The organism is Epilithonimonas sp. 33E (assembly GCF_059372615.1).
In genome coordinates, this window is sequence record NZ_CM182009.1 from 3296631 (window position 1) to 3323208 (window position 26578).

General features: G+C 35.7%; 30 protein-coding genes and 1 tRNA gene. 9 read left to right on the forward strand and 22 right to left on the reverse strand.

What is annotated here, in order from left to right:
* Positions 1-9 precede the first annotated feature (9 nt).
* From ruvA to AC5P2S_RS15045, 4 genes are all read right to left on the reverse strand, one after another.
* Positions 10-594, reverse strand: coding sequence for a Holliday junction branch migration protein RuvA (gene ruvA, locus AC5P2S_RS15030; RefSeq protein WP_494555452.1), 585 nt, complete (start codon positions 592-594; stop codon positions 10-12).
* Positions 595-699: 105 nt separating this feature from the next.
* Complete coding sequence (locus AC5P2S_RS15035; RefSeq protein WP_283417782.1) at positions 700-2982, reverse strand: NADP-dependent malic enzyme; 2283 nt, start codon at positions 2980-2982, stop codon at positions 700-702.
* Between the two features lie 238 nt (positions 2983-3220).
* Positions 3221-4081 carry a BadF/BadG/BcrA/BcrD ATPase family protein gene (locus AC5P2S_RS15040; RefSeq protein WP_283417781.1) on the reverse strand — a complete coding sequence of 287 codons (861 nt, stop codon included), beginning with the start codon at positions 4079-4081 and terminating at the stop codon, positions 3221-3223.
* Positions 4082-4144: 63 nt separating this feature from the next.
* A complete protein-coding gene (locus AC5P2S_RS15045; RefSeq protein WP_283417780.1) occupies positions 4145-4396 on the reverse strand; it encodes a hypothetical protein in 252 nt (83 codons plus the stop codon).
* 256 nt (positions 4397-4652) lie between these two features.
* Here AC5P2S_RS15045 and AC5P2S_RS15050 point away from each other — a divergent pair, with 256 nt between their 5' ends.
* The 4 genes from AC5P2S_RS15050 to AC5P2S_RS15065 all read left to right on the forward strand — a co-directional run bounded on the left by AC5P2S_RS15050 (position 4653) and on the right by AC5P2S_RS15065 (position 8434).
* On the forward strand, positions 4653-5111 hold the full coding sequence (locus AC5P2S_RS15050) for a GtrA family protein (RefSeq protein WP_494555453.1): 459 nt from the start codon (positions 4653-4655) through the stop codon (positions 5109-5111).
* 39 nt (positions 5112-5150) lie between these two features.
* Entirely contained in the window at positions 5151-5879 is a 729-nt protein-coding gene (locus AC5P2S_RS15055; protein ID WP_494555454.1) for a lysophospholipid acyltransferase family protein, read from the forward strand.
* A gap of 73 nt (positions 5880-5952) precedes the next feature.
* On the forward strand, positions 5953-7395 hold the full coding sequence (locus tag AC5P2S_RS15060) for an MFS transporter (RefSeq protein WP_494555455.1): 1443 nt from the start codon (positions 5953-5955) through the stop codon (positions 7393-7395).
* Positions 7385-8434 carry a DUF3810 domain-containing protein gene (locus AC5P2S_RS15065; protein ID WP_494557040.1) on the forward strand — a complete coding sequence of 350 codons (1050 nt, stop codon included), beginning with the start codon at positions 7385-7387 and terminating at the stop codon, positions 8432-8434. Before AC5P2S_RS15060 ends, AC5P2S_RS15065 begins: the two co-directional genes overlap by 11 nt.
* A gap of 495 nt (positions 8435-8929) precedes the next feature.
* On the opposite strand, the gene AC5P2S_RS15070 is transcribed toward AC5P2S_RS15065, so the two are convergent.
* From AC5P2S_RS15070 to greA, 7 genes are all read right to left on the reverse strand, one after another.
* A tRNA-Met gene (locus AC5P2S_RS15070) sits at positions 8930-9003 on the reverse strand.
* A gap of 46 nt (positions 9004-9049) precedes the next feature.
* Positions 9050-10330 (reverse strand): redoxin family protein, encoded by a 1281-nt coding sequence (locus AC5P2S_RS15075; protein ID WP_494555456.1) that lies wholly within the window; start codon positions 10328-10330, stop codon positions 9050-9052.
* 55 nt (positions 10331-10385) lie between these two features.
* Positions 10386-10613 (reverse strand): hypothetical protein, encoded by a 228-nt coding sequence (locus AC5P2S_RS15080; RefSeq protein ID WP_283417775.1) that lies wholly within the window; start codon positions 10611-10613, stop codon positions 10386-10388.
* A gap of 15 nt (positions 10614-10628) precedes the next feature.
* Positions 10629-12659: a T9SS type A sorting domain-containing protein gene (locus tag AC5P2S_RS15085; protein ID WP_494555457.1), complete on the reverse strand. Its 2031-nt coding sequence runs from the start codon at positions 12657-12659 to the stop codon at positions 10629-10631.
* 85 nt (positions 12660-12744) lie between these two features.
* Positions 12745-13923, reverse strand: coding sequence for an ATP-dependent Clp protease ATP-binding subunit ClpX (gene clpX, locus AC5P2S_RS15090; protein WP_494555458.1), 1179 nt, complete (start codon positions 13921-13923; stop codon positions 12745-12747).
* Positions 13924-13969: 46 nt separating this feature from the next.
* Complete coding sequence (locus AC5P2S_RS15095) at positions 13970-14359, reverse strand: HIT family protein (RefSeq protein WP_283417772.1); 390 nt, start codon at positions 14357-14359, stop codon at positions 13970-13972.
* Positions 14360-14419: 60 nt separating this feature from the next.
* The gene (gene greA, locus AC5P2S_RS15100; protein WP_494555459.1) at positions 14420-14887 is read right to left on the reverse strand and encodes a transcription elongation factor GreA; all 468 of its coding nucleotides are present in this window, start codon (positions 14885-14887) and stop codon (positions 14420-14422) included.
* 99 nt (positions 14888-14986) lie between these two features.
* Here greA and AC5P2S_RS15105 point away from each other — a divergent pair, with 99 nt between their 5' ends.
* Positions 14987-15445, forward strand: coding sequence for a hypothetical protein (locus AC5P2S_RS15105; protein ID WP_494555460.1), 459 nt, complete (start codon positions 14987-14989; stop codon positions 15443-15445).
* Between the two features lie 2 nt (positions 15446-15447).
* The gene (gene dtd / locus AC5P2S_RS15110; RefSeq protein WP_494555461.1) at positions 15448-15897 is read left to right on the forward strand and encodes a D-aminoacyl-tRNA deacylase; all 450 of its coding nucleotides are present in this window, start codon (positions 15448-15450) and stop codon (positions 15895-15897) included.
* 25 nt (positions 15898-15922) lie between these two features.
* Here dtd and AC5P2S_RS15115 read toward each other — a convergent pair whose 3' ends face one another.
* The 5 genes from AC5P2S_RS15115 to AC5P2S_RS15135 form a co-directional block, all read right to left on the reverse strand.
* The gene (locus AC5P2S_RS15115; RefSeq protein ID WP_120214971.1) at positions 15923-16654 is read right to left on the reverse strand and encodes an SIMPL domain-containing protein; all 732 of its coding nucleotides are present in this window, start codon (positions 16652-16654) and stop codon (positions 15923-15925) included.
* A gap of 123 nt (positions 16655-16777) precedes the next feature.
* Positions 16778-17143: a dihydroneopterin aldolase gene (folB, locus tag AC5P2S_RS15120; RefSeq protein ID WP_494555462.1), complete on the reverse strand. Its 366-nt coding sequence runs from the start codon at positions 17141-17143 to the stop codon at positions 16778-16780.
* Positions 17144-17534: 391 nt separating this feature from the next.
* A complete protein-coding gene (nadA, locus tag AC5P2S_RS15125) occupies positions 17535-18551 on the reverse strand; it encodes a quinolinate synthase NadA (RefSeq protein WP_120214974.1) in 1017 nt (338 codons plus the stop codon).
* Between the two features lie 18 nt (positions 18552-18569).
* Complete coding sequence (gene gmk / locus AC5P2S_RS15130; RefSeq protein ID WP_494555463.1) at positions 18570-19133, reverse strand: guanylate kinase; 564 nt, start codon at positions 19131-19133, stop codon at positions 18570-18572.
* Positions 19134-19199: 66 nt separating this feature from the next.
* Positions 19200-20057 carry a YicC/YloC family endoribonuclease gene (locus AC5P2S_RS15135; RefSeq protein WP_283417764.1) on the reverse strand — a complete coding sequence of 286 codons (858 nt, stop codon included), beginning with the start codon at positions 20055-20057 and terminating at the stop codon, positions 19200-19202.
* Between the two features lie 112 nt (positions 20058-20169).
* Between AC5P2S_RS15135 and lpxK the strand changes: the two genes are divergently transcribed.
* Positions 20170-21195, forward strand: coding sequence for a tetraacyldisaccharide 4'-kinase (lpxK, locus tag AC5P2S_RS15140; RefSeq protein WP_283417763.1), 1026 nt, complete (start codon positions 20170-20172; stop codon positions 21193-21195).
* Positions 21179-21994: a purine-nucleoside phosphorylase gene (locus tag AC5P2S_RS15145; RefSeq protein WP_494555464.1), complete on the forward strand. Its 816-nt coding sequence runs from the start codon at positions 21179-21181 to the stop codon at positions 21992-21994. The genes lpxK and AC5P2S_RS15145 overlap by 17 nt, the downstream gene beginning before the upstream one ends.
* Positions 21995-22028: 34 nt before the next feature.
* Here the strand turns inward: AC5P2S_RS15145 and AC5P2S_RS15150 are convergent, their stop codons facing one another.
* Genes AC5P2S_RS15150 through AC5P2S_RS15175 form a run of 6 tightly spaced genes read right to left on the reverse strand, consistent with a single transcriptional unit; the run spans position 22029 to position 25763 of the window.
* Entirely contained in the window at positions 22029-22781 is a 753-nt protein-coding gene (locus tag AC5P2S_RS15150) for a T9SS type A sorting domain-containing protein (protein ID WP_494555465.1), read from the reverse strand.
* Positions 22782-22784: 3 nt separating this feature from the next.
* Entirely contained in the window at positions 22785-23303 is a 519-nt protein-coding gene (locus tag AC5P2S_RS15155) for an ankyrin repeat domain-containing protein (protein WP_283417760.1), read from the reverse strand.
* Positions 23303-23845, reverse strand: a complete 543-nt coding sequence (locus AC5P2S_RS15160) for a YceI family protein (protein ID WP_494555466.1) — start codon at positions 23843-23845, stop codon at positions 23303-23305. Before AC5P2S_RS15160 ends, AC5P2S_RS15155 begins: the two co-directional genes overlap by 1 nt.
* Positions 23846-23863: 18 nt before the next feature.
* On the reverse strand, positions 23864-24223 hold the full coding sequence (locus tag AC5P2S_RS15165) for a c-type cytochrome (RefSeq protein WP_494555467.1): 360 nt from the start codon (positions 24221-24223) through the stop codon (positions 23864-23866).
* A gap of 9 nt (positions 24224-24232) precedes the next feature.
* A complete protein-coding gene (locus tag AC5P2S_RS15170) occupies positions 24233-25072 on the reverse strand; it encodes a DUF5777 family beta-barrel protein (protein ID WP_494555468.1) in 840 nt (279 codons plus the stop codon).
* Positions 25073-25127: 55 nt separating this feature from the next.
* Entirely contained in the window at positions 25128-25763 is a 636-nt protein-coding gene (locus tag AC5P2S_RS15175; protein ID WP_283417756.1) for a Crp/Fnr family transcriptional regulator, read from the reverse strand.
* Positions 25764-25921: 158 nt separating this feature from the next.
* Here AC5P2S_RS15175 and AC5P2S_RS15180 point away from each other — a divergent pair, with 158 nt between their 5' ends.
* Entirely contained in the window at positions 25922-26437 is a 516-nt protein-coding gene (locus AC5P2S_RS15180; protein ID WP_494555469.1) for a TlpA family protein disulfide reductase, read from the forward strand.
* Positions 26438-26578: the final 141 nt, after the last annotated feature.

A 26578-nucleotide genomic window follows, 5' to 3' on the forward strand; every position in this document is an offset into this window, starting at 1 on the left:
CATCAACTGTTAAATATTTTTTAAAATCTCTTTCACTAATTCTTCTACAGAAACTTCAGGATTTTGCTTCAGAATTCTATCAGCAATTTTTTCACTCACTTTCCTGGAAATCCCTAAAACTTCTAATGCAGATAACGCTTCATTTTTGTTTTTATTGTCTGCAAAATTAGAAAGTTTCTCTTCCGAATTGCCGAAACTACCAACTTTATCGCGTAAATCAATGATGATTCTTTCTGCTGTTTTAGCACCAATCCCTTTCACTTTCTGGATGAGTCCGCTATTGCCGGAAAGTATTGCATTAGCAGCTTCTGACAAGCTAAGCGAAGATAATAATATTAATGCAGAAACAGGCCCAACACCATTAACACTTATTAACAGATTGAACATCTCTTTTTCTTCCTTGGTAAAGAAACCAAAAAGCAAGTGCGCATCCTCGCGAATAATTTGCTGGATGTAAAGTAGAACGTTTGCTCCTTGTGTCAGTTTTTGGGATGTCTGCAGACTGATACCAACATAATATCCAATTCCGCTAACATCAATCACAGCAAATGTTGGTGTTAGCTCCTGAACAATTCCTTTGAGTGAATAAATCATCGAAATAAAAAAATTAGGGTTTTGCGAAGATATAAATTAAGTTAAAAACAAAAGCCATCTTAACACGTTAAAATGGCTTTTACTTTATATTATAGATAAATAATTCTATTTTTTATCTTTCATCTGTGCATCAAGGACTGCAATCGTTGCAAGATTTACAATTTCGTCTACACTTGATCTCATTTGTAGAACGTGAACCGGTTGGTCTAGTCCCATCAAGATTGGTCCAATGGTTTGAGCCGCTTTCATTCCTCTGATAATCTTGTAAGAAAGGTTTGCACTTTCAAGATTTGGAAAAACCAAAACATTGGCCGGATTGGTTCCTAATTTTGAGAATGGATAATCCGCCAGGTGGTCGCTATTCAAAGCGAAATCAGGCTGAATCTCACCATCCACTACCATTTTCGGATATTTCTCGTGAAGGATTTTTACCGCAGCAGCCACTTTTTTAGACGTATCCGCTTTAGCTGAAAAATTCTCAAATCCTAACATCGCCAACCTTGGCTCGATAGCAAAAGATTTTACTGTGAATTCTGCCATTCTTGCAATTTCTACAAGATCTTCCGTGGAAGGATTTTTATTAATTGATGTATCTGCAAAGAACAATGGTTTCTTTTCTGTCAAGATCATCATCATTGCGGCAACCTTATTAACACCCGGTTTTTTATCGATGATTTCTAAAATCGGTTTCAGAACCGATGCATAACTTTTAGAAAAACCAACAATCAAAGCATCCGTATCGCCGTGTTCCAGCATCAATGGTCCAAAATAATCACGCTGTCTGACATGTCTTTTTGCTTTGTATTCATTGATACCTTTTCGGTTTCTCTTATCCCAAAGTGTCTTCCTGTATTTTTTACGGGTTTCTTTTTGCTCATCATCATTCGGGTCGATGATTGGAATATCTAATGTAATTCCGTATTCTTCCATTTTTTCTTTGATAAGCCTTTTGCTTCCTAATAAGCTTGGATAAGCGATTCCTTCTTCCTGTAGAATCTGTGCTGCTTTCAGGATATTATATTCTTCTCCATTACCAAGCGTTACTCTCTTCGGATTTGCCTTTGCACGGTTCTGCATCATTCTTACGAGCTTCTCATCACGACCCATTCTGTCAAGAAGCTGATTTTCATATGCTTCGAAATCTTCAATCTGCTTGCCGGCGATTCCACTTTCCATTGCTGCTTTTGCAACGGCGATAGAAACTTTGGTAATCAATCTGTTATCAAAAGGTTTTGGAATGAAATATTCTTTTCCGAAACTGATGTTACTTACATTATAAGCCAACTTCACCATTTCCGGAACCGGCTCTTTTGCAATTTCTGCCAAGGCATGAACTGCTGCTAATTTCATCGCTTCATTGATTCCTCTTGCCTGAACATCCAAAGCTCCTCGGAATATGTAAGGGAAACCAAGAACATTATTCACCTGATTAGGATAATCACTTCTTCCGGTTGCCATTATCACATCTTCTCTTGTTGCGATTGCCAAATCATAACTGATTTCCGGGTCCGGATTGGCCAAAGCAAAAACGATTGGATCATTTGCCATAGAAAGTAACATCTCTGCGGACATTACATTTCCTTTCGACAATCCCACGAAAACATCTGCGCCTTTTACCGCATCTTCCAAAGTCGAAATATCAGTCTGAGCAATGAAGTCTAATTTCTCAGGTGTAAGATTTTCTCTTTTGTGATTGATGACACCTTTGCTGTCACACATCAAAATATTTTTCGGATCAAGACCAAGCGAAATGTACAATTTGGCACAGGCAACCGCTGCCGCCCCAGCTCCATTGATTACCATTTTTACTTCCCCGATTTTTTTCCCTGCAATTTCCAAAGCATTAATCAAAGCAGCTGCAGAAATAATCGCCGTTCCGTGTTGGTCATCGTGCATCAATGGGATATCTAACTCTTCTTTCAATCTTTGCTCGATGTAGAAAGCTTCCGGTGCTTTGATATCTTCCAGATTGATTCCTCCGAAAGTTGGTGCGATGGCTTTTACGGTTTCAATGAACTTATCAGGATCTTTTTCATTGATTTCAATATCAAAAACATTGATTCCTGCAAAGATTTTAAAAAGCAAACCTTTTCCTTCCATCACCGGCTTAGATGCTTCCGGACCGATATCTCCTAATCCTAAAACAGCTGTACCGTTGGAAATTACGGCTACCAAATTTCCTTTGGATGTATATTCGTAAACGCTTTGCGGATCATCGTGGATTGCCATACAAGGTACAGCAACCCCTGGCGAATAAGCCAAAGACAAATCTCTTTGCGAAGAATGTGGTTTGGAAGGAATTACCTCGATTTTACCCTTCGGTTCCTGACGGTGATAATCTAAAGCTGCTTTATCAAAAGCGTTTTGGTCTCTTGAATTTTTTGACATTGTTGATTTACTTTTGTTGTGCTTCTATATTATTATAGACTCACGGGTTTTTATTTTTTCTTTGCGTAAGGGCGGAGGGCATTGTTGGAGCTCTTTTTTGTTTTTGTTGAAAAGGCAGTTCGAGCGCCTCAGGATGACAAAAAACAAAAAAAGCGACTGCCCGCAGACCGGCCCGCTTGTTTTGGCGGCTGACTCAGCCTGGCAAAACAAAGGGATACGCCCTAATATTATTGCAAAGTTAAAGCTTTGGAATGATATAGTCACGATGATAATTGACCAGACTTTCTATCGGCTTCTGTACAACTGTCCCGATTCTGAAGTGAAAATCTGACGCCGCTGCCCGTAAGGAATCTTCGAAAAAGTAGGCAATGGATCCGATGAAATTGATCTCACAATCCCGGCACTCTTCGTACGGCATCACCTGAAACTCAAGGAAATTCTTGAGTTCTTTGTAAATAAAATTCTGAAAATACGGATGGTTTTTTCTATCTACAATGAACCTTGTAAAATCTGCCATATAAGCATTCGCTCTGGGATTGTGATACATATTTTTCAATAATTCATCAATATTCAGCTGATAAATCTCAGTAAATTGCTGATGCAAATCCGGTGGCAGTTTCTTCATAAAATAATGACGAACGAGCTGCTTTCCTAATGCACTTCCACTGCCTTCGTCCCCGATCAGGAATCCTAAAGACGGTAATTCGGTTTTGACATTTTTGCCATCGAAATAACAAGCATTGGAACCTGTTCCGAGAATGCAGACAATTGCAGGAACGCCTCTGTAAGCGGCATATGCTGCTGCGAGAAGATCTTCTTTGACGTGAATCTGAGCATTGGTAAAAACCTTTTGGATCTCCCGCTCAACGATCAGCTTTTTTTCTGCTGTTCCACAACCTGAACCATAAAAAAAGATATTTTCCAGATAATCCTGAAACTTTGTAAGAGCTTGATTTTTTTCTAATTCGGGAGCAATTAATTCTGCTTTTATGATATTCGGATTGAAACCTACCGTTTCTGTTTTCAGTACTTCTGTACCGTCGTTTTCAAGAATGACCCAGTCGCATTTTGTAGATCCTCCGTCAACAATAGCAATCATATAAATATGTATTTAGAATGCTAAAATAATATTTTTTCGGGAAGGTTTTGAATTGATTTTTAATTATTGATCTTTATCTTCTATCAACCAGTCTTCTATCTCGTCCTCCAGATAAGTTGTTTGTAGTTTGATGGCATTGATGAAGTCATCCGGGATACTTTCTGTAGTCTCGTTGCTTTCGAGATCCCAGAGCTCATCAGACATTGTTTCATACTCAGAATAGATTCTTTTGAATCTGGAACTGCTTTTTTCCAACTCTTCGATCTTTTTTTGCTGAGGCAAAAATTTTCTGTAAGGTCTGTTAGAATTTTTCATTTGATTAATATTTGTGGTTTGGGTGTTTGTGTTTAGCGAAAAAATTTCCTGACCAATTATTATTAGTCAGGCTAACTTTACTCTCAACTGGAATTATTTGCATTATTTTCAACAAGAAAACCTTTGTGCAAACAATTTTTCAATCAAATCTCATTTTCTTTTACAATAAAATAAATGTAGGAATATTTCTAATACAAAAAAATTATTTAACGATTATTTTAAAACATTTAACAATTCCTATAAATTTGCAAACGAAATGAAACAATTAATTCTACATCAGAAGCAAGTTATATTCTTTATCATAGCCGGCGGACTAAGTGCTATTATAGAAATCGGCAGCTTTAAGCTTTTCAGCGTTTATCTTCCAAAAGTCTTTTTTTTGGAGTATAATCTGTATGGAATTAAATATCCGTTTAGCAATATCCTGTCTACGAGCTGTGGAATTATTACTAATTATTTTTTAAGTATTTGGTTTGTGTTTGAAAGAGGAAAACATTCTAAGAGAAAAGAGTTTGTTTATTTTATCCTTGTTTCTGTGGTTTCTACTTTTATAAGCTTGTTTTTGTTCCAGGTATTATATCACTTTGTCTTCAAAGAAGTGATAGATCTGGGAATCTATGTGCTTTCTCCGGAAATGATGAGTAAGATCTCCGCCATACTTCTCGTCTCGATGCTGAATTATTCTATAAAGAAAAAAGTTATTTTTAACGGATAAAAACTTATTTTTGGTCTGATTAATTTTTATTAGACATTAATGAGAACATTACTGGTGTATGTTTGGCGATTTTGGATGGTGATTCTGGGCACTGTTCTTACATTAATATTTTTTATTCCTGTTTATATTTTATCGATCCGGCAGAAGGATTACAAATTCTGCTATTTTTTTATCCGTCTCTGGGCTATCGGGATGTTCTACGGAATGGGTTTCCGATACAAAATGATTTCTAAAACTGGTAAAAAAATTGATAAGTCGCAGCCCTATGTTATCATATCCAATCACACTTCTATCATGGATGTTATGCTGCCCTGTATTCTTTTCCCTAATCATCCGCTGTGTTATGTCGGAAAAAAAGAGCTGGAAAAAATCCCAATCTTTGGAACCGTTTATAAAAGGGTTTGTGTAATGGTGGACAGAAATAGTGCAAGAAGCCGTGCTGATGTTTACCGAAGATGTGCTGAAAGAATGCAGCAAGGTCACAGTGTTGTTATTTTTCCTGAAGGCGGTGTCCCAGATGATACGAGTATTGTTTTGGATCAATTCAAAGACGGTGCTTTTATTTTGGCAACTAAACATCAATTTCCTATTGCGGTTTTCAGTTTCAAAGGTTTGAAGGAGATGTTCCCTTTTGATAATAAAAAAGGATATCCCGGAGTTGTGAAAGTTTTCTTCAATGATATTCTAACACCAGACTTATCATTAAAAGAGCTCAAAGAAAAAGCTTTTGACGAAATCCAATTGTCTCTGATAGAGAAAATAAAATAATTTATCCAACGAATAATACTTTTCACTACATTTGTTTAAAAATATTAACTTAAAATTAACAAACAATTAATACATGACACCACAGAAAACCAATTGGGGACAGTTTATTCCTCTAGTTACAGTTTTTTTCTTTTGGGGATTTGTTGCCGCAAGTAACGACATCCTGATTCCCGTTTTTAAGGAAGCTTTTCACCTCACTCAAAGCCAAAGTCAATTGGTATCTGTTGCTTTTTATGTTGCATATACAGTAGGTTCTCTTATTTATATGTTTATTTCTAAGGGTATTAGACAAGACCTTATTAACAAAATCGGTTACAAAAACGGATTGATTTTAGGATTATTGATTTCTGCTTTTGGAACCTTATTATTCTATCCAGCCGCAAATACCGGTTCATTTACATTAATGATATCAGGATTATTCATTGTCGGATTGGGATTCTCCCTTCAACAGATCGTAGCTAACCCACTGGCGATTGAAATTGGACCTTCAGAAACAGGGGCTCAAAGATTAACAATGGCAGGCGGAATTAACAATCTAGGGACAACAATCGGACCTCTGATCGTATCTTTTGCAATTTTTGGCTCTGCTACTACGGCCAATACAACTGCTAGTATAGAAAGTGTAAAGATTCCTTATTTGATTTTAGGTGGCGCTTTTGTTCTTGTTGCATTGTTATTGAAATTTTCATCCCTGCCTCAAAAGACTGAAGTGAGCACCGAAAATACAGAGTATACCACTCCAGGAGAGCACAGGACTTCAGCCCTTAAATATCCACAACTAGTTCTGGGAATGATTGCAATCTTCGTTTATGTTGGTGTAGAAGTTTCTACTGCAAGCAATCTTCCTGCATATATGGAAAAATCGTTAGGATTCTCAACAAAAGATGTTGCTCCCTATGTTTCTCTTTACTGGGCTAGTTTGATGATTGGCAGATGGACGGGATCAGTGGAAGCTTTTGATATTTCGGGAGGATTCAAAAAAATATTGAGATTCCTAGCTCCGTACCTGGCATTTGGAGTTTTTCTATTGGTTAATGCTATTGCACAACATGACTTGAGGCCTTTCTATATCTATCCGCTCATTATCCTGGTAATGATCATTGCAGATGTTCTCAGCAAAGGAAATCCGGCAAGAATGCTATTGCTTTTCTCATTAGCCGGAATTCTCGCAACAATATTAGGAATGACAACAGAAGGTATGGTTTCTGTGTATGCATTCACAAGTGTCGGCTTATTCTGTAGTACGCTTTGGCCGTGTATTTTTGCTCTGGCTGTTAATGGATTAGGAAAAAATACTAATGAAGGCAGCAGTATGCTAATTATGATGATTATGGGTGGAGGAATCGTGAGCTGGCTGCAAGGTTACATTGCTGATCTTACTTCTATCCATTCAAGTTATATTGTTGGTGTGATTTGTTTTGCTTATCTTGCATTCTATGCAGTAAGAGTTACCCAAATTTTAAAATCACAAGGAATTAACCTTGAAAAAGAAAAAATATCCGGTGGTGGTCACTAATAAAAATATCTTTTTAAAAAATAAAAATTGGGCAATCGTTTTGGTTGCCCAATTTTTATTTTTTTACATATTATCAAAACTTGATTTTGCAGTTAATTTTTTTTCAAAGCTTTTTGAATGGAAAAAGAGTTTACACATTGCTATATTTTCAAAATTTAATTTTTCTTTTGGAGATTTAGTCTATATTTTAATTACCATAATATTGATCTATTTAGTGTGGGGTTTAATCAAAAACAGAAATTCAAAATTCCTAAAATACATTCTTATTTCCTTCAACATATTCTATTTTATGTATCAATGTTTCTGGGGGATGCTTTATTTCCAGACACCAATTATAAATAAACTCCAAAAGAGAAAAATATCAGATTACGAAGTCAAAAATCTAACCCTTAAATATCTTGAGTTGTGTAAAAAAACACGGGAAAAGGTATCAGAAAATAAAAATGGTGTTTTTATAATCAGAGATATCCGGCAATTAAAACTTGAGATCTTAAAACAACAAAAAAACTTGCCGCAAAACATTAGCATAAAAAAGCCGGTTACAGACTTATCCGTTAAGCCAAGTTTATTCGATTCTTTTATGAATAAAACAGGAATCCTGGGCTATTATAATCCGTTTACAGCGGAATCACAATACAATCCTAATATTCCGGCTACACAACTTCCATTTACTCTGGCTCATGAGATGTCACACCAGCTTGGTTATGCCAGAGAACAGGAAGCCAGTTTTATAGCTTATCTATACTCAAAAAAAACAAATAATGCGGATTTACAATATAGCACTCAGCTATATATCTTAAAAAGTCTCTTAAGATCGATCGCCAAAAATGACAAACCTTTTGCAGAATCTATCATTGGGAAATATTCTGTTAAGATGAAGAAAGACCGGGAAAATGAAGTAGTTTTTGCTGAAAAAAATAAGGGTATAATAAGTGATTTTTTTGGAGCAACCAATGATCTGTTTTTAAAAACAAATCAACAAGACGGGCAGGTAAGCTATTCTTATTTTATCAATCTGTTGCTTCTATATGAGCTATAAAAAGAAAAAGAATCGTACAGTAAGTACGATTCTAAAAACACAAATGATGAAAAAAAATTTATTGCTCCTGAGTGATTGTCTCAAAAGCACCGTAAAAGTACAACATTTGAATTTACCCTCCAAATATTTTAAGCACATATTTAAAAAAAAAGCAGAACATATTAATAATCAAAATATTAAATGTTTTAAAATTATTATGATTAGAGACTTCTCTTAATTTTATCGACCTTGTCCCAAGAGGCCATTATATTAGTTAAAAATCTGATTAACCATCTAATCATTAAAAGGCTATTTTTCAAATAATAAGATGCATAAGAATCTGGAGCATTCCCTTAATTTTGAATAACCTAAAATAATATGACGCAGATATATTACAGAGAAATATATATTTTTTAGTTGTTTTATTAAAAAAACTTACCCTAAAAAATAATAGACTTTTTTTAATTACTAGAAAATAAAAATCCGCAAATGTCTATACATTTACGGATTTTCCAGTAGCGAAGACGGGAATTGAACCCGTGACCTCAGGGTTATGAATCCTGCGCTCTAACCATCTGAGCTACCTCGCCATTTTTGTGGTGCAAATATAAGGATATTTTACATTCCCACAAACTTTTAATTAACTTTTAAATAATCTAAAACATCAGCTACATGATTGGGTTTGCTAATGATTTTATTATCAGCATCTAATATGAAATAAGTTGGCGTTGCGGAAATATTATAAGTATCTCCATATGAGCTATACCAGCCTTTCCCTTCAGAATCACTTATCCAGGGATATATATTGGCTTTACTCTTAAATTCATCAAGATTGCTATCTAGCGATAAACCAACAACCTCAATGTTTTGTGCTTTTAATTTAGCATACTTTTCCAAAAGTTTTGGTAATTCTGCTTCACAATGAGAACAAGTGGAAGACCAGAATACAACAATTTTTTTATTGCTTTTTACATCGTACAAAGACTTGGCTTTGGTATGTATAGGATTTACAAACACATTATTGGGCATCTTAGCACCAATTTCTGTATTATTATTCGATTTCAGGGTTGATGCAAGCCTGTCATTGATTGTACATTTAAGATTATTGCCTTCTGCAAGATATTTTTGTTTCAGCTTATCCATATTATAGGTGTTAAAAATATCAATAAGCTCAGAAAGTATAGTTTGTCCTCGTGGTGTTTCAAGATTAACAGCAGCTAATAATTTGTCGACGCCTTCTTCTACATTGGATTTAGAAACATTCAAATAGTTTATTAAGGAAGGTTTTAAAATCAGCGATGTCTCCAGATATTCTCCAGATTTTGAGTAAAAATCAATATAATCCTGAGGTTTTAGCTCAGTTGCTTTTTCCTGTACAGAAAATTTTTGATTTTTGTGATAATAATCTAGAAAGGGATGAGTCTCATAGAGTAACTGATCGTTTTTCGAAAGCAAATTAATTTCCTTCTCAAGCGATTTATAAAAATCTTCCGTCGGTCTGTAATAATCCTTAATCTGGATCAGAGCCGGCAGTATTAATTCCTGTTTTTTTTGCTGGTCAATCTCATTCCCAAATAATTGATTTGTCTGATCATTAAAAACTACATTCGAGAACTTATTTTTACTATCCAGATCAACTTTGAAATCGATATTTTTATTTTCTGAAACCAAATTTACTGAAGAATTCGTCTTCTGAAAAAATGCTCTCATCATTCCAGTATACTTTTTATCAACTTTGAACACAGCTTTATTATTTGTGATCTTAGCTTTAGAATATAAAATCTCCTTAGATCCGTTAAAACCATATAGATACATATCAGAATCAGACAAATATGAAGGGATTTCCACAGTAACACTGAACTGTGGAAATGCATATGCAGATAATAAAATACTGCTTATAAATAATGTTTTTTTCATAGAGTAAAAATAAAAAAAACTCACTTAAAAGTGAGTTTTAAAATATTAAAAAATTTTATTGTAAGGCTTTTTGCTTTTGTTTCATTACAAAAATTATAGTCATTGCAATAGCAATTAAAAACAAAATAAAAGTATAGCTATCTATTGGGGAAGCAGGATAAGCTCCAATATCTCCGGATTCAGGATTCTCGGGTGGTGGTGGTACAGATTGAGCAAATCCGAATATACTCATCAGTAAAAACAAGAAACGGTATACCCTTTTTAATAAAAAATTAATCATCATTAGTTATTTTTGTGTTTAATTAACAATTTTTTTAGTTACAACCTCTCCTTTATCAGAAATAGCTCTAACCAAGAACATACTTTTTGCTTGATAATTCAAAGGAACAGTATAATCTGAGCCAGTAGATATTTGTGATTTGGTGTTCAATAACTGTCCTGTTGCAGAATACACCTCAACAGTTGCTTTATTCCAATTTTTTGCGAATCTTACAACCCATTGAGAATCTTTCTTAGCTATTATTGTTTGAGAATTATTAACGTTCCCAGTTCCTAATGTTGCACCTTCCGGCAGTTCATAATATAAACCTAAAACTTTAGCACCACTCATAGAAAGGCTATCACCATCTACAATCTTTATAAACTGACCCTGAGAATTCTTTAGATAAAAGCTATTTCCATCACTTAGCCCTTCCGGAACTCTATTACCTTTTTCATAAACCTCAAACTTCAGATAATATGGAGTTCCAACATCACTTATATAAAGAGGAATTTCTTTAGACTTGTAAGCAACTTCATTAGCTTCGTTAATATAAAGTTTTCCGGAAAGATTAATATCTTCACCTCCTGTTAAAGTCTCTTCTTTAGTATAAACAAAAGCATTATCTCCACTATAAGCTTGTAAACTTGTATTGCCGGGACTGTTCCCGGTAACAGCAGAAGGAGAAATTGCATAGTATGTTCTTCCTATTTCCAAGCTGTCTGTATCATACATTATAACCGCTACCTGCTTTACAATTTTGTCTGTAGGAATATCTGCATCATCAAATATCTTACTTGTAGGATTGGTGGTTTGCGTTGTATTATCTCTTGAAGTAGATGCAAAACGTCTTAATAAAGTATAATTAATTGCAGATGCGGCATTGTTTCCATTGTCAGCGGAAAGTTTAACCATGAACTCACCCATAGGTTTAATCACTAGACGGTTACCGCTAATATCTCCAGCTTGAAATACACCGGAACTTGCAACCATAACAACAGTTCTTCCCGCAGTACCATTGGCTGATCCGCTTGTATTTTCAGTTGGATAGCTGGTTCCTGATCCTCTTGTCCAGGTTAAACCCGAGGTATAATAGGCGATACCCTGTAAATTAGGTATAGCATTACCATCAGAGTTTGTAGATTCTGACTGACCAATGTATCTTAAATCAATATTTGTTAAAAAGGGATTTGCAACCTGATAAAGGTTCTTACCGTAACTAGCATCCCAGCCTCCTGCATTTCCAGTCTTTGATTGAAAGGGATCATCTAAATAGCTGTAATATCTTTCGCCATAATAATTAGTAGCAGATCCATTATAACCAAAGCTAATTCCACTGGATGCTCCTGTAAGAGAATAAGATTGATTTCCACTAACATCAGAAACCGGAGTTCCCGCAAACGTAGTAACCACCGAAGCTGCCGCAGCATCCCAAACAACTGTTCCTGAAGAATTTCTTCTCGGTATGATGTAATAATCCAGTGGAGTACCTACATAAGTTGTCGACAATGCGGAACTAGCCGCCGCTATCTGATCAAATCTTGCTCTGGCATTATTCCATCTGAATACAGAACTAGGATTAAAACGTCCTGCAGAATTATTAGCACCATTAGTCACATTAAGATAACTTCCTCCTGTGTTTCCCGGACTATTAGCTAAATTAGCCACCAGATCTGAAATCGGGTAGTTATAAAAAGGCAAAGCAAGCTGCTGCTTAGCTGTAGATCCGCTATTGGCATCTGCTCTGTATTCTTTATTAACTTTACCTGTAATATTAGTCTGAGGAATACCCGCAATATAAAGCTGTCCGTAACTTGTTGCACCGTTGAACTTCAAATTAACATTTGATGTAGATGCAATGTTAAGCTGATCTGTAGAAGCAGCATTAATCATGATATTTCCGGAATTGTTTACTATAGCTGTACCGGCGGTTTGTAATCCACCACCGTTGTATACCAAAGTTTGACTCTGAACAGTAACTAATGCTGAATTTCCAACATAAGTAAGAACCTGGGAAAAAGCAATACTATTGAATAGTATTAATTTGATAATAAATAATTTTCGTATCATTGTGTGTATATGTGTTTGTGTGTTCTTCTTGCAAAGATATTAATTTTTTAGATATTCGTATAAAATATCTAATTAATTAAAGATTTTATAATATTGAGTCTATTTTTACGTATTGGTTATTTTCAATATCAAACATATAATCTTCCAATACTTTTTCAGTTGTCCCTCGCAGACCTCTCGCTCCAAGTCCTTTATTCATAGTATCTTCCACGATTTCTTCAATAGCTTGATCTGTAAATTCGAGAGTGACATTATCCATCTTGAACAATTCGGTAAACTGATTAATGATAGAATTTTTAGGTTCTTTCATAATTCTTACAAGCGTCTCTTTTGTCAACTTATCGAGATAAGTAATGATAGGAAATCTCCCTAAAAGTTCAGGTATCAACCCAAAACTCTTCAAATCGATCGCATTGATCTGACTTAAAATGTAATCTTCTTCATCGGTTTTATTGATTTTGTCTGCGGAAAAACCAATGGCTTGCTTGTTAAGTCTTCTTTCAATAATTTCTTTCATCCCGTCAAAAGCACCTCCAGCAATGAACAAAATATTCTGGGTATTAACCTGAATATACTTCTGATCCGGATGTTTACGTCCGCCTTGAGGCGGAACGTTCACAATGCTTCCTTCCAGCAATTTCAACAAACCTTGCTGAACACCTTCTCCCGAAACATCTCTTGTGATACTCGGATTATCAGATTTTCTGGCGATTTTATCAATCTCATCAATAAAAACAATTCCTCTCTCGGCTTTTTCTACATCATAATCAGCAACCATCAACAATCTCGAAAGGATACTTTCCACATCTTCACCCACATAACCTGCTTCTGTAAGGATTGTCGCATCTACAATACAGAATGGAACATTCAGTTGTTTTGCAATCGTTTTTGCCAGCAATGTTTTTCCTGTTCCGGTCTCACCGATCATTATGATGTTGGATTTCTCAATCTCAACTTCACGGTTTTCATCCTGAGCATGTAATAATCTTTTGTAATGATTATAAACCGCTATCGACAATTGTTTTTTTGCCTGGTCCTGACCAATCACATATTCATCAAGAAAAGCTTTTATTTCTCTAGGCTTTTTAAGTTCTTCCAGAGATTCCGCCATAGATGCAGAATCCGAAGTTTTATTAACACTATCTTTTACAATGGCATGTGCCTGTTCTATACAGTTTTCACATATAAATCCATTTTGCCCGGAAATCAGTATTTGTACTTCACTCTTTTTCCTTCCGCAAAATGAACATTGATTTGGATTCATAATTTTCTCTAAGTTCTAAATTAAAAAAAGAAGCTCAAGACTTCTTTTATGCTTTTATTATGGATTCCTGAATTTCTTTATACTCTTCGGGTGTAAAAATCAGCCTAGCATTTTTAAAATTAAGGTCGTCCATACTGTTAAGTGGTATCAAATGTATATGAGCATGCGGCACTTCCAAACCGACAACAGCCACTCCTACTCTTTTGCAAGGGATAGCTTTCTTGATTTGCTTTGCAATGTCCTGTGTAAAAGCCCAAAGTTCTTTGTAATCTTCAGAATCTAAATCGAAGATAAGGTCGGTTTCCTTTTTCGGAACAACCAGCGTGTGACCTTTTACCAAAGGCATCGCATCCAGAAAAGCGATGTGTTTTTCGTCCTCGGCAATTTTATAACTAGGAATTTCTCCGTTGATGATTTTAGAAAAAATAGTGCTCATAATTTTTTTAATATTGATTTTAATTTCAGCAAGTTTTAAACCAACATCTCTATTTTTATTTTATAGCGAAATTTCTAAAACTTCAAAAGAAAGCTTATTTCCATTAGGCAATACGATATCGGCTGTTTCACCAACAGATTTGCCCAAAAGTCCTTTCGCAATAGGTGTATTCACAGAAATTTTTCCAGCCTTCAAATCACTCTCATTATCAGGAACCAAAGTGAATTTTTGCTCACCTTTTGTCACATTGTTCTTCAATCTTACAGTTGTAAGGATAGATACTTTGCTCAGATCAAGCTGGCTTCCGTCAATGATTTTGGATGTAGAAATAATATCTTTCAATTTAGAGATTCTCATCTCCAACATCCCCTGCGCTTCTTTAGCTGCATCGTATTCTGCATTTTCAGACAGATCCCCTTTATCTCTTGCTTCAGCAATCTGCTGCGTTATTTTTGGTCTTTCGATCGTTTCTAATTGTTCCAGTTCGGCTTTCATTTTGTCCAAACCTTCTTTGGTCACGTAGTTCATAACAATAAAATTTATCGTTTGTATAAAAAAATAATCCGACCTTTGCCGGATACTAATTTGTCTCGAATTGAGTTTACAAATATATAATTTATTTTTGAAATGAAAACCAAAAAAATCGCATCGCTATTCGCATTATTTTTGATTATCAGCGTTTTAAACACTAATAATTCTTGTAGTGAAAGAAATGAAACCGTAAGCTGTTTTCCTAATTCCACGATTGCTGTACAACTTAACCTGACTTTACCGCTTTATTACAAGTTACAGACCGTTGGAGCCTGGGTTTACGTGAATGAAGTTGGAGCCGGAACCAGAGGACTGATCGTGGTAAGAACAACAAGTGGATTCAAAGTTTATGATAGAAATGCACCACATATCTGTCCGGATACAGATACAACTCTTGAGGTCAAAAATGACACTTCCATTTATTGTCCGAAAGATGGTTCACAATGGATTCTAATCACGGGACAACCTACGGATAACAGCGTTGCCAAAATAGCACCAAAAACCTACGGATATAATTTTGATTCCAATACTAATATTTTATCAATTTATAATTAAAGATGAGAGTGGTAATCCAACGCGTTTCTGAAGCAAACGTAAAAGTTGACAACCAAATTGTTGGAGAAATTGGAAAAGGATTGATGCTTCTGATCGGTGTTGATGAAAATGATGAAAACGCAGATGCAGACTGGCTTGTCAAAAAAATTCTTGATGTACGGGTTTTTTCCGATGAAGAAGGAAAAATGAATCATTCCGTGAAAGACATTAATGGCGAAATCCTTTGCATCAGCCAATTCACTCTGATTTCTGATTATAAAAAAGGCAATCGCCCTTCCTATATCAAAGCTGCCAAACCTGATAAAGCCATTCCACTGTTTGAATATTTTAAAGATGAAATAAAAAAATCCGGACTGAAAACCGAAAGCGGCATTTTTGGTGCGGACATGAAAGTTTCATTGATTAATGATGGTCCGGTGACATTAGTTTTTGACAGCAAGACAAAATTATAAAGGAGCAATATTTGCTCCTTTACTTTTAATCGACCTCGTATTCAAGTTTTATGGTAATGCTTGCTTCTTTTTCCTTGGAAGTGGTATTGTAAGTTCCGCCATAGGAATAATCTTCGTTGGAATTTGGTGCCGTAATCTGAATTACGCCCATTGTTGCTTTTTTCAGATTTCCGAGACTGCTTCCCGCATTTTCAGCAATTTTCTCCGCTCTTTCTTTCGCATCTTTTGTAGCGTTAGCAATCATTTCTTGCTTAACATCAGACAACTTGGTGTAGAAATATTGCGGTGAAGAAGATGTGAACTCTATTCCACGATTGATGATTTCGGTAATGTTTCTGGAGATATTTTCAATTTTTGAAACTTCTTTGGATTGGATAGAAACACTTTGGGTCAAATTATATCCTGAAAATTCTCCCTGTTGATAATTCCCGTTGGAATCCGTATAGCTTCGGAATTGTTTCTGAATATCAACCGCAGAAAAAACCATTTCATTTTGTTTCACACCTTTGGAAAGAAGATAATCAGAGATCACTTTTCTGTCAATTGCCAAAGCATCATAAGCCGATTTCAGCTCAAAATTATTCTTGGAAAAGCTTCCTGACCAGGTAATAAGGTCTGATGTAAATTTTTTGGAACCAAGTCCGGTCACAGAAACGGTATTTTCCGACTTGTTTCTGTTTTTGATAGCGCTGCCAAGCAATCCAGCAGCAATAATAAAACCTAATGCAGCAATCCCAACTGCAATATAATTCTTCATAAAATTTTGTATTTGAGTTTTTTGTATCAAACTTGATACCAAATTTTAAGATTTCATTAACATTTTTTATCTAATTGGACCCTTTTCAGAGTTTAAAACTCTGAAGGGTTTGATTAGCTTTCTTTATTGAAATATCGATTTTTCAAATTCCAGACTCACGCCTTTCATTTCGCCTGGCATTGGCGGAACTGTTTTAGTTAATTTGATTTTGATGAAAGTGATTTGTGGAAACTGGTTTTCGATTTTGTTAATGATTCTTCCAATCACGTGTTCCAAAAGTTCGGAACGAATTGCCATTTCCCGATGAATAATTTCGCTGACCTCAGCATAATTGATGGTATCTTCAAGATTATCCGACTGTGATGCTTTTTCTAAATCGGCTTGTAATTCAACATTGATGATATAATTATTTCCAATCAAAGCCTCTTCTGGCAAAACACCGTGATAAGCATAGATTTTTATGTCTTCTAATAGGATTTTTGATTTCATTCTTTAAAAATAGAAAAATATTTTGAACGCAAAGTCCGCAAAGATTTTTAATCATAATTGAAAAATATTTTAAGGTTCGCAAAGGCGTAAAACTCAGCAAAGGAATAAACGAATTAAAACATCTAGTTTGTCATACCGGAGGAATCTCTTCGGTTTAGATTCTTACAGAATGACAAAGATTCTGGTAAACTCTTATTTATTCTGAGGTTTCTTTCTTGCAAAGCTGCAATAGGGATAGTAGTGGAAATCCTTTTTTGCAAAAAAAGATTGCAACGGATAGCCCGACCCGAGCGGATGCCCTTCGAGAGCCTCAGGATGACAAGTGTTGGCGAGGGGATTGCCCAAATCATTCTACAAAAAAACCTCATCTGAAAAGACAAGGTTTGTAATTTTATTTGATGCTTTTGGAAAGTTCCAGCATGGCTTCAATCGGTTTCAATGCTTTGAGACGAATATCCTCGTCCATTGTAATTTCCGGAAGTTCATATTTCATACACAGATAAAGTTTTTCCAGCGTGTTTCTCTTCATAAAGAAACATTCTGAGCAGTTGCAGCTCTCGTCGAAAACCAAAGCGGGAATCAAAGATTTGTGCGGTGCGCGTTTTCTCATCTCGTGAAGGATGCCTTCTTCAGTCGCAATGATAAACTCTTGGCAATCATCTTGTTCTACATAATTCAAAAGCGCGGACGTTGATCCAATGAAATGCGCCAGTTCCAAAACCGGCGTTTCGCTTTCCGGGTGTGCGATCAGTTTTGCATTCGGGTGGTCTGCTAACTGCTTTGCGATACGTTCCATAGAAAATGCCTCGTGCACGATGCAGCTCCCGTCCCAAAGAATCATATCACGACCTGTTTTCTTGCTGAGATATCTTCCTAAGTTTTTATCCGGCGCAAAAATAATCGGTCGGTCTTTTGGTAAAGCATTAATGATCTGTTCTGCGTTGGAGCTCGTTACAATAATGTCCGAAGCCGCTTTGGTTTCCGCATTACAGTTGATATAAGTTGCTACCAGTGCATCTGGATATTGCTCACGCATTTTGTTGAGACCTTCCGCCGAACAGCCGTCTGCCAAAGAACAACCTGCCAATGTATCGGGAAGAACCACTTTTTTGGTTGGATTAAGGATTTTCGCCGCTTCCGCCATAAAGTGTACGCCACAAAAAGCGATCATATCCGCATCGGTTTCCTTTGCCTGTCTTGCCAATTGTAAAGAATCGCCAAGGAAATCAGCGATATCCTGAATCGGACCCGGCTGATAATAATGCGCCAGAATAACGGCATTTTTCTCTTTTTTAAGGTCAAGAATAGCTTTCACAAGGTCATCGCCTGTCGGAATCGCAAATTCTTTGAGGTCAAGAAACCCTTTTACGGGCATATTATTGATTGCAATGTCTAATGTATTTTCCATTACGTGTTTTTCACATTTTTATTCGTTGATAAAGTTATTAATAATTTTCTCGACTTCCGCTTTTGCCGTGTCCAAATCTGTATTCACAATAATTTTATCGAAGTGTTTTTGATAAGTCATTTCTTCGCCTGCTTTTTCCACTCTGGTTTTGATCGTTTCTGCACAGTCGGTATTTCTTTTTATCAATCTTTGTTCCAGCTCGGCGATGCTTGGTGGCATTACGAAAATCGACAATGCTTTGTCACCGAAAATCTCTTTTAGTCGGATTCCGCCTTTAACATCAACATCAAAAATCACGACTTTCCCTTCTTTCCAGATTCTTTCTACTTCGGATTTCAGCGTGCCGTAATATTTGTCGGTATAAACTTCCTCGAATTCTACAAATTCATCTTTGGATATTTTGGTCCTGAATTCTTCCGGTGTCAAGAAGTAATAATCTACTGCGTGTTTTTCTTCGCCGCGCAGTTGTCTTGTGGTGGCAGAAATTGAAAAGCTTAATTGAGGAACTACTGAAAGTCCGTGTTTGACCAACGTTGTTTTACCGCTTCCGGACGGCGCGGAGAATATGATGACTTTTTCCATTAAAATAATTGATTGCTGATAAATGATAAGCGATAATCAAATCATTCATTAATTATAATTTATCGCTTATAATATGTTCAGTGTTTGTTCCTTGATTTTCTCCAAATCATCTTTCATCTCGACCACCAATTTCTGAATCTCAGAATGATTGGCTTTTGAACCTAAAGTATTAATTTCTCTTCCCATTTCCTGCGCAATGAAACCCAATTTTTTCCCATTAAAATCTTCGTTCCTCATCACTTCGAGATAATATTTGATGTGCTGGGAAAGACGAACTTTTTCTTCAGAAATATCCAATTTTTCAACAAAATAAACCATCTCCTGGTAATATCTTGTCTCATCAATATTCTCAAAATTCTTAAGCGCAGCCTGATATCTGTCTTTGATCGGCTGGATCCTTTCTTCTTCGTATTGAGCAACCTGATTGAGATTATATTCTATGTTCTGAACGATTTTTTCTATTTCAACAGCAAGATTATTTCCTTCCGTTTGTCTGAACTCAATAAATTTAGAAATAGAATTCTCTACAGTTTCCAAAAGAGTTTTCCACTCGTTCTCTTCCAAATCGGAGTTTTTTGTAGACAAAGCATCCGGCATTCTGACTGCCATTTTCAGCAATTCGAACTCAGGCGCATCAGAACCAACCTCTCTCAACTGATTCATATAATTTTTGACAACATCCTGATTGATTTTGACATCATTATTATCCTCAAGACTTTCGCAGTTGATGTAACAATCTACTTTCCCTCTGAGGATTTTATCATTCAGTAATTTTCTGATATCAAATTCTTTTTCTTTGTATCTCAACGGAATTTTAACATTCAGGTCAAAGTTCTTGCTATTCAAAGATTTGATATCGATTGTAATTTTTTTTCCTTCATAAACAGTCTCAGCGCGGCCGAAACCTGTCATAGATAATATCATACGATTCTATATAAGAATGCAAAGATAATTAATTTTGATTCTCCGGATTCAATTTCCTTTTTGAATTAAAAACACAATCAGAATTCGAAGTATTTCCTTATTTTTGCCTCCTATGAAAAGATGGTATCTCTACCCTTTTTCCTTGGGTTATCATCTCGGCACTTCTGTTAGAAACCGGATGTATGATTGGGGAATTTTTTCTTCTTCGAAATTCAGAACACCAATAATTGGTGTCGGAAACCTGTCGGTTGGAGGCAGTGGAAAATCACCGATGGTAATGTATCTGGCAGATTATCTTTCACGTTCGTTCCGGACGGGAGTCCTGTCAAGAGGTTATGGCAGGATTACAAAAGGTTATAAAATCGTGAATTACGAAAGTAATTACAAATTGGTTGGTGATGAGCCAATGCAATTGTTCGAGCGATTCCGAAACCGTTTTGTAATCGGTGTATGTGAGGACCGTGTTTTTGGTGCAAAAAAAATAATTTCCGATATGGATCTGGACGTGTTGATTTTGGATGACAGCTACCAGCATCGCGCCATAAAACCTGGGATGAACCTTTTATTAACGGATTATAACGATCCTTTTTTCAAAGATTTTGTACTGCCGGCTGGTGACCTTCGCGAGAGCAGAAGAGGAAAAAGCCGTGCCGACATCATTATGGTAACGAAATGTCCCGATGATCTGACGGAAGAAAAGAAGCAATACTATATCTCAAGAATACGACCGCAACATTACCAGAAAGTATTTTTCTCATCCATTGCTTACGACGAGAATATCCTCGGAATCAATAAAATGATGCCTGTAAAGAATCTGGATTATTATGATGTTCTACTGATTACAGGAATTGCAAATCCTTCCCAGCTTTTGAAAGAGATGTCAAAATACAATCAAAAAGTTAAACATCTCCAGTTCAAGGATCATCACAACTTTACCGACGATGACATCAAAAAAATCACTGCAGAATACAAAAAATTGGGCGAATACAAAGTTATTCTAACTACTGAAAAAGATTATGTCCGCCTAAAAACTTTTGATTATCTTAGGGACAAAATCTATTACTGGCCTATCAACGTAGAGATTGACAAGCGAGAAGACTTTAACAAAATCATTCAGAATTATGTTAGAAAAGTTTAAAGAAACTGCGGAATTCATCAAGAATATCATCTCAGAAATACCTGATTTTGCAATTGTTCTCGGTTCCGGACTTAGTAAACTCCAGTATGAGGTAAAAGCGATTCATACTTTAGACTACAAAGACATTCCCAATTTCCCTCAAACTACAGTTGTGGGTCACGGTGGAAAATTGATCTACGGAATTCTCGAAGGTAAAAAAGTTTTGATGATGAGCGGACGTTTTCATTATTATGAGGGTCATTCTATCGAAACTGTTACTTTTCCTTTCAGAGTTTTCCATTTGTTAGGAATCAAAAATTTGATTCTTTCCAATGCTGCCGGTGGTGTGAATCCCAATTTCAAAGTAGCTGATGTAATGATTCTGACAGACCATATCAATATGATGCCGGAACATCCGTTGAGAGGAAGAAATATTGACGAATTAGGGCCTCGTTTCGTGGATATGAGCGAACCTTACAATCGTAAGATGATTGCGATTGCTAAATCGATTGCTAAACAAGAAAACATTGACCTAAAAGAAGGTGTCTATGTCGCTTTGACAGGACCAACTTTTGAAACACCAGCAGAATACGGAATGGTAAGAGCCATTGGTGGTGATGCCGTTGGTATGAGTACTGTTCCGGAAGTTATTGTTGCAAAACATCAGGGAATGGATTGTTTCTGTCTTTCAATTATTACTGATTTAGGAGGGCCTGAAATTTCGTTTGCGGTGTCTCACGAAGAAGTTTTAGAAGCTGCCAACAAAGCTATGCCGAACGTCATTAAGGTCGTAAAAGGACTCATAAAAAATTACAATTAAATATAAAAAACCTCAGGAATTCTGAGGTTTTTTGTTAGTTCTTGATTATTTTCTCGTAACTCTTCGAACCGTCTGATTTTTCAAATTCGATGAAATAAACACCTTTTGTTAATTGTGAAACATCGATTGTTGCAGCAGATTTCTGAGACATAACTTGCTTCCCTGTAGAATCGTAAATTTTCAGAGAATTCGCTTTGTCAGAGTTGCTGAGGTTCAAAACATCTTTTACAGGATTTGGGTAAACACCAATTTTCTTTGCAGAAGAATTAGTCTCATCAACAGCGATCAAAGTTGGTGAAAACGTAAGTGTCGCATAATCTTTATTTCCTGCTCCGTGATAAGCTAAACTCGTAGAAGTTCCTTTACCGTAGAATATCGGAAGAGTACCTGCAGAATTGGTGAAAGCAAAATCACCAGCGCCACCCGCAAGTGTCCTTCTGACAACCAGAGTTCTTGTGCCGGAAGCTACTGTATTGGAAAGTTCTGTCCAGTTTTGCGCAGCATCTGCAGACGGTGTTACTCCAACTCCGTTGAAAGTGTAATCTCTATTTGCAGAACTGTTATAAATAAATCCGTCGGCTCCAGCTTTCATCCCTTCATCACTAAAACCAATTCCCAACCAGCTGGTACTGCTTCCGGTGAGTGTCATTGTAACATTCGTAGCATCAACATCAATTTTAACACTCATTGCAGTTGTCGGTAAACTTACAGTCCCCGTAGAATACTGTGAAAAAAGCATCCCGCTAACCAATAGCGGTATACTTAAAAGTAGATTTTTTTTTGCCATAAATTAAAGTTTTAGAAGATTGATCATTTCATTATTATTAGATTTCACAGCATATTCAAATGCTGAGATTCCCAACGAATCTTTTAAAGTCCTGTCCGCTTTATTTTGCAAAAGGATTTTTACTAGTTCGAGATTTCCTCTTTTCACAGCCCACAAAAGAGGCGTATTTCCAAAAGAGTCCTGAATATTAGGGTCAGCATTTTTGGACAGCATTTTTTCTACAAGCTCTTTATTATAATTGATACATAATGAAGACAGCGCTGTTCCTTCGGGACTTACATAATTCAAATCTTTGACATTGTCAATCAGATATTTTGCGACTTCTGTATTACCTCTGTAGCAAGCTAAAATCAAGGGCGTGAAGCCTCTTTCATTTTTAGAATTAATGATATCCGGATTTTGACTCACTAAGGTTTTCATTTCGTCAAGAGTCCCATTTCGGGCAATATCAAAAACGTTTTTGGTTTGAGAAAAACCTAATCCAAAAATCATTAATGCAATTATTGTAAAATATTGTTTCATTATTTCTGGAGTAAAAAGTTATAACTGACATTAACATTTTCCGCCACTTTTGCTGCCACCATTTTTGGAATTTTAACTTTATAATCTGCAGTTTTAACAACAAATTTTCCCTGAACAACTACTTTATCATCTTTCAGATAAACATTAGCGGTTGATTGAACAGAGTTGTCAACACCATGAAAATTCAATGTTCCGGAAATGGTATAAGCTTTTGGTTTTGAGGACAGATCGTTTTTATTAAAATTCAGGATTTTACCTTTGAAACTTGTCTTTGGATACTTCGCAGATTCAGCATAATTTTCATTAAAATGTTCTTGCATCAGACTGACTTTAAAATTAAATCCATTGACCATTGCAAGCGAGGCAATATCTCCGATATCAGCATTCAGGATTGCTGTCGAATTGTTATTCTCAGCATAAACGTCCTCAAATAACGGAACCGAAGCTTCGAAAGTAATCTTACCTGTCTTGGTGGAATATTTTTGGGCAAAAGCAAAATTCGTTACTAGAATTAAGCTTGTTAAAAAAACTAAAGCTTTCATTTTTCCTTTATTTATTAATTAGTTTTCAAGCAATCCATCTGCTTTCCATTTGATAATCATATTGATATTATCCTGAGACAATGTCCCGCCTTGAGGCATTTTTAAAGGGTCCCCATTGGCTCTTTGGATTCTGTCCAGGATATTGTCAATCGAATTTTTTACTGCTGTATAATCCGTCAAAGGGAAATAGGGATTAGAACCTGTTGCGGAATGACAAACCACACAATTATTATCCATTATTGCCTTCACATTTTTGTTGTAAGTAACGGTTTCTGTAATTGGTTTTACATCAGAGATTTCTTCAAAAGTTTTTGTATCGCAACTCATTAATACTAGAAATCCCAAAACCGGAACGAATAATTTTAATATATTTTTCATAATCAGCATTTAAAAAACTCTGTAAAGATTAAATCCAAAGAAGAAATGTCCTTTTCCCCAATCACCTGTCGCATTGCTTATATAACCTGTTTCCGTGTTAGCCTGGGAATTACTGAAGACCAGCTGAAAAACGTGTCCGCCCGTATCAATGTCCATTCCCACAGATAAAGGATTTTTATAGAAATTCTTATTCTCGAAGTTGTAGAAATATTCCGCATTGACAGAAACCCGTTTCGATATCTTGTATCTTCCTCCCAGACCTGTCGAGAAGAGATTTTTGGCATCAATCGTTGGCTCGATCAGATTTCTGTGAATATAAGTTGGCGTTAACTGCAAAGTCAGATTTTCCGTGAATCTTCTGGAAATTAATAATTGAGATAAGTAGGCAAATCTGTCTGTGAATTCGAGTTTTGGGTAATCATCTTTTTTAAGTTCCGAATTGATATCCAGAACATTGTAGCCGACAATATCAAACAGTGACTCTTTTTCCTGTTTGAAGAGTCTGTATTTTGCACCAAACTCATAAGTTTTTTGGTAAGTATGTCTGGAAGCGCTCAAAGCAAGCCAGTCTCTTAATCCATAGATTACGCCTAATTTCGTAGTCGCATTGTCAAGTCCGAAGAAATTTTTGAAACCGTCACTTACATCTCCAAACCTGTGGGAGATATCAAGATAGAATTCTTTTCTTGCAGGTAATTTTGTAGATTGTGCCGTAACAACCTGCAATGCTTTGAAACTGGGAGAATAAGGCTCTTCCGTTTTGACAGTATCGATTTCTTTTAACAGATCGTCCTGTGCGTAAGAGAAAATCAGAATGAATAAAGAGATAAATGATAGAAGTTTTGACATATAACCTTTTTATTCAAAATTATGACCTCTTCACAAAAAAAAACGGTGACTAAAGTCACCGCTTTTCAATTATTTCTATTCCTGATGGGCTTTGTGTAATCAATCCTTCTTTTTCAAATTTTTTCAGAATACGGCTGACCACCTCTCTTGCAGTACCCAATTCGTCAGCAATCTTCTTGTGGGAAACCTTTACGGCATCAGTTCCACTTCTTCTGATCCTTTCGTGGAGATATTCCAACACCCTGTGATCCAGCTTTTGGAAAACAATTTTATTGATAGTTTCCATCATGAATTTATATCTTGAATCATACTCCAGGAAGAATATTTGATTCAGTTGAGGATAGATTTGAAGCCAAGTAAGGAATTGCGGAACAGGAAGCAGCAGAATATCAGATTTTTCTTCCGAGATAGCATATATTCGGCTCACCTTATCTGTAAAAATTGTGGAAAACGTCATGATGCAACTCTCTCCTGGAGATATGTAATAGTAAACGAGCTCTTTCCCGTCATTCAAATTATACACCTTGACCGAACCTTTTATAAGTATGGGAATAAATTTTACCTTATCACCTTCAGCAATCAATTCCTGTTTAGCACTAACAGAAGTAAAAATCCCATACTCCTTGAGTTCCTGATAAAAACCGTTATCAAAATTTTCAAACTTACTTTTAATGAAATCCGAATTGACCATTAATTATTTTTATTCAAAATTAAATATATTTTAACAATATCAGTTAAATTCAAAAATATTTTTACAATACCTTACGGATTAAATATTTCATCATCAAGTCTTATAAACATTATATTTCGGTATTATTCATTAACTTCGTTCATCTAAAAAATTAAAAAATGAAGAGGATATTAGTTTACATCTTACTATTTGTATTCCAATTTGGGTTTTCTCAGGAAGTTCCAAAAGTTCTGAAAACCAAATTTTCCAAAGAAGCTTTAGCACAAAAATTACAGGACAAAAATGGCAAAGAGATATCGATCAAGGATATTCTTCAACAGCACAAAGGAAAGGTTTTGGTTCTTGATTTCTGGGCAGGCTGGTGCAAAGATTGTCTGAAAGTATTTCCAAAAGCCAAAGAATTAGAAGCTCAAAATCCAGATATCGATTTTGTTTTCCTTTCTTTAGAACGTTCAAAAGAAGGTTTTGATAAAAGCCTTGATAAATTCGAGATGAATGACAAAGAAAACTACTGGTTTGCTTCCGGCTGGAAAAACAATTTCAATAATTATGTAGATCTCAACTGGATCCCGAGATATATTGTGGTGGATCAAAAATCGAATATCGCCAAATATTATGCGATTTCTCCGGAAGACCCGGAACTCCAATCCACCATAGATAGGCTTACAAAATAACAATTGACATTCCCGAATATTTTTCGGGATTTTTTTTATCTAAATTTGTAATAACTACAAAAGGTGCAAAAACTTACTTTTAAATTTAAAATAATCAAAATATTCTTTTGTGCCTTTTGTGGTAAAATATTATTCTAAATT

What these genes read in the sequence shown, in the direction of transcription:
- ruvA (WP_494555452.1), bottom strand. Translation starts at nt 594, where the DNA reads ATGATTTATTCACTCAAAGGAATTGTTCAGGAGCTAACACCAACATTT.
- AC5P2S_RS15035 (WP_283417782.1), bottom strand. Translation starts at nt 2,982, where the DNA reads ATGTCAAAAAATTCAAGAGACCAAAACGCTTTTGATAAAGCAGCTTTA.
- AC5P2S_RS15040 (WP_283417781.1), bottom strand. Translation starts at nt 4,081, where the DNA reads ATGATTGCTATTGTTGACGGAGGATCTACAAAATGCGACTGGGTCATT.
- AC5P2S_RS15045 (WP_283417780.1), bottom strand. Translation starts at nt 4,396, where the DNA reads ATGAAAAATTCTAACAGACCTTACAGAAAATTTTTGCCTCAGCAAAAA.
- AC5P2S_RS15050 (WP_494555453.1), top strand. Translation starts at nt 4,653, where the DNA reads ATGAAACAATTAATTCTACATCAGAAGCAAGTTATATTCTTTATCATA.
- AC5P2S_RS15055 (WP_494555454.1), top strand. Translation starts at nt 5,151, where the DNA reads ATGAGAACATTACTGGTGTATGTTTGGCGATTTTGGATGGTGATTCTG.
- AC5P2S_RS15060 (WP_494555455.1), top strand. Translation starts at nt 5,953, where the DNA reads ATGACACCACAGAAAACCAATTGGGGACAGTTTATTCCTCTAGTTACA.
- AC5P2S_RS15075 (WP_494555456.1), bottom strand. Translation starts at nt 10,330, where the DNA reads ATGAAAAAAACATTATTTATAAGCAGTATTTTATTATCTGCATATGCA.
- AC5P2S_RS15080 (WP_283417775.1), bottom strand. Translation starts at nt 10,613, where the DNA reads ATGATGATTAATTTTTTATTAAAAAGGGTATACCGTTTCTTGTTTTTA.
- AC5P2S_RS15085 (WP_494555457.1), bottom strand. Translation starts at nt 12,659, where the DNA reads ATGATACGAAAATTATTTATTATCAAATTAATACTATTCAATAGTATT.
- clpX (WP_494555458.1), bottom strand. Translation starts at nt 13,923, where the DNA reads ATGAATCCAAATCAATGTTCATTTTGCGGAAGGAAAAAGAGTGAAGTA.
- AC5P2S_RS15095 (WP_283417772.1), bottom strand. Translation starts at nt 14,359, where the DNA reads ATGAGCACTATTTTTTCTAAAATCATCAACGGAGAAATTCCTAGTTAT.
- greA (WP_494555459.1), bottom strand. Translation starts at nt 14,887, where the DNA reads ATGAACTACGTGACCAAAGAAGGTTTGGACAAAATGAAAGCCGAACTG.
- AC5P2S_RS15105 (WP_494555460.1), top strand. Translation starts at nt 14,987, where the DNA reads ATGAAAACCAAAAAAATCGCATCGCTATTCGCATTATTTTTGATTATC.
- dtd (WP_494555461.1), top strand. Translation starts at nt 15,448, where the DNA reads ATGAGAGTGGTAATCCAACGCGTTTCTGAAGCAAACGTAAAAGTTGAC.
- AC5P2S_RS15115 (WP_120214971.1), bottom strand. Translation starts at nt 16,654, where the DNA reads ATGAAGAATTATATTGCAGTTGGGATTGCTGCATTAGGTTTTATTATT.
- folB (WP_494555462.1), bottom strand. Translation starts at nt 17,143, where the DNA reads ATGAAATCAAAAATCCTATTAGAAGACATAAAAATCTATGCTTATCAC.
- nadA (WP_120214974.1), bottom strand. Translation starts at nt 18,551, where the DNA reads ATGGAAAATACATTAGACATTGCAATCAATAATATGCCCGTAAAAGGG.
- gmk (WP_494555463.1), bottom strand. Translation starts at nt 19,133, where the DNA reads ATGGAAAAAGTCATCATATTCTCCGCGCCGTCCGGAAGCGGTAAAACA.
- AC5P2S_RS15135 (WP_283417764.1), bottom strand. Translation starts at nt 20,057, where the DNA reads ATGATATTATCTATGACAGGTTTCGGCCGCGCTGAGACTGTTTATGAA.
- lpxK (WP_283417763.1), top strand. Translation starts at nt 20,170, where the DNA reads ATGAAAAGATGGTATCTCTACCCTTTTTCCTTGGGTTATCATCTCGGC.
- AC5P2S_RS15145 (WP_494555464.1), top strand. Translation starts at nt 21,179, where the DNA reads ATGTTAGAAAAGTTTAAAGAAACTGCGGAATTCATCAAGAATATCATC.
- AC5P2S_RS15150 (WP_494555465.1), bottom strand. Translation starts at nt 22,781, where the DNA reads ATGGCAAAAAAAAATCTACTTTTAAGTATACCGCTATTGGTTAGCGGG.
- AC5P2S_RS15155 (WP_283417760.1), bottom strand. Translation starts at nt 23,303, where the DNA reads ATGAAACAATATTTTACAATAATTGCATTAATGATTTTTGGATTAGGT.
- AC5P2S_RS15160 (WP_494555466.1), bottom strand. Translation starts at nt 23,845, where the DNA reads ATGAAAGCTTTAGTTTTTTTAACAAGCTTAATTCTAGTAACGAATTTT.
- AC5P2S_RS15165 (WP_494555467.1), bottom strand. Translation starts at nt 24,223, where the DNA reads ATGAAAAATATATTAAAATTATTCGTTCCGGTTTTGGGATTTCTAGTA.
- AC5P2S_RS15170 (WP_494555468.1), bottom strand. Translation starts at nt 25,072, where the DNA reads ATGTCAAAACTTCTATCATTTATCTCTTTATTCATTCTGATTTTCTCT.
- AC5P2S_RS15175 (WP_283417756.1), bottom strand. Translation starts at nt 25,763, where the DNA reads ATGGTCAATTCGGATTTCATTAAAAGTAAGTTTGAAAATTTTGATAAC.
- AC5P2S_RS15180 (WP_494555469.1), top strand. Translation starts at nt 25,922, where the DNA reads ATGAAGAGGATATTAGTTTACATCTTACTATTTGTATTCCAATTTGGG.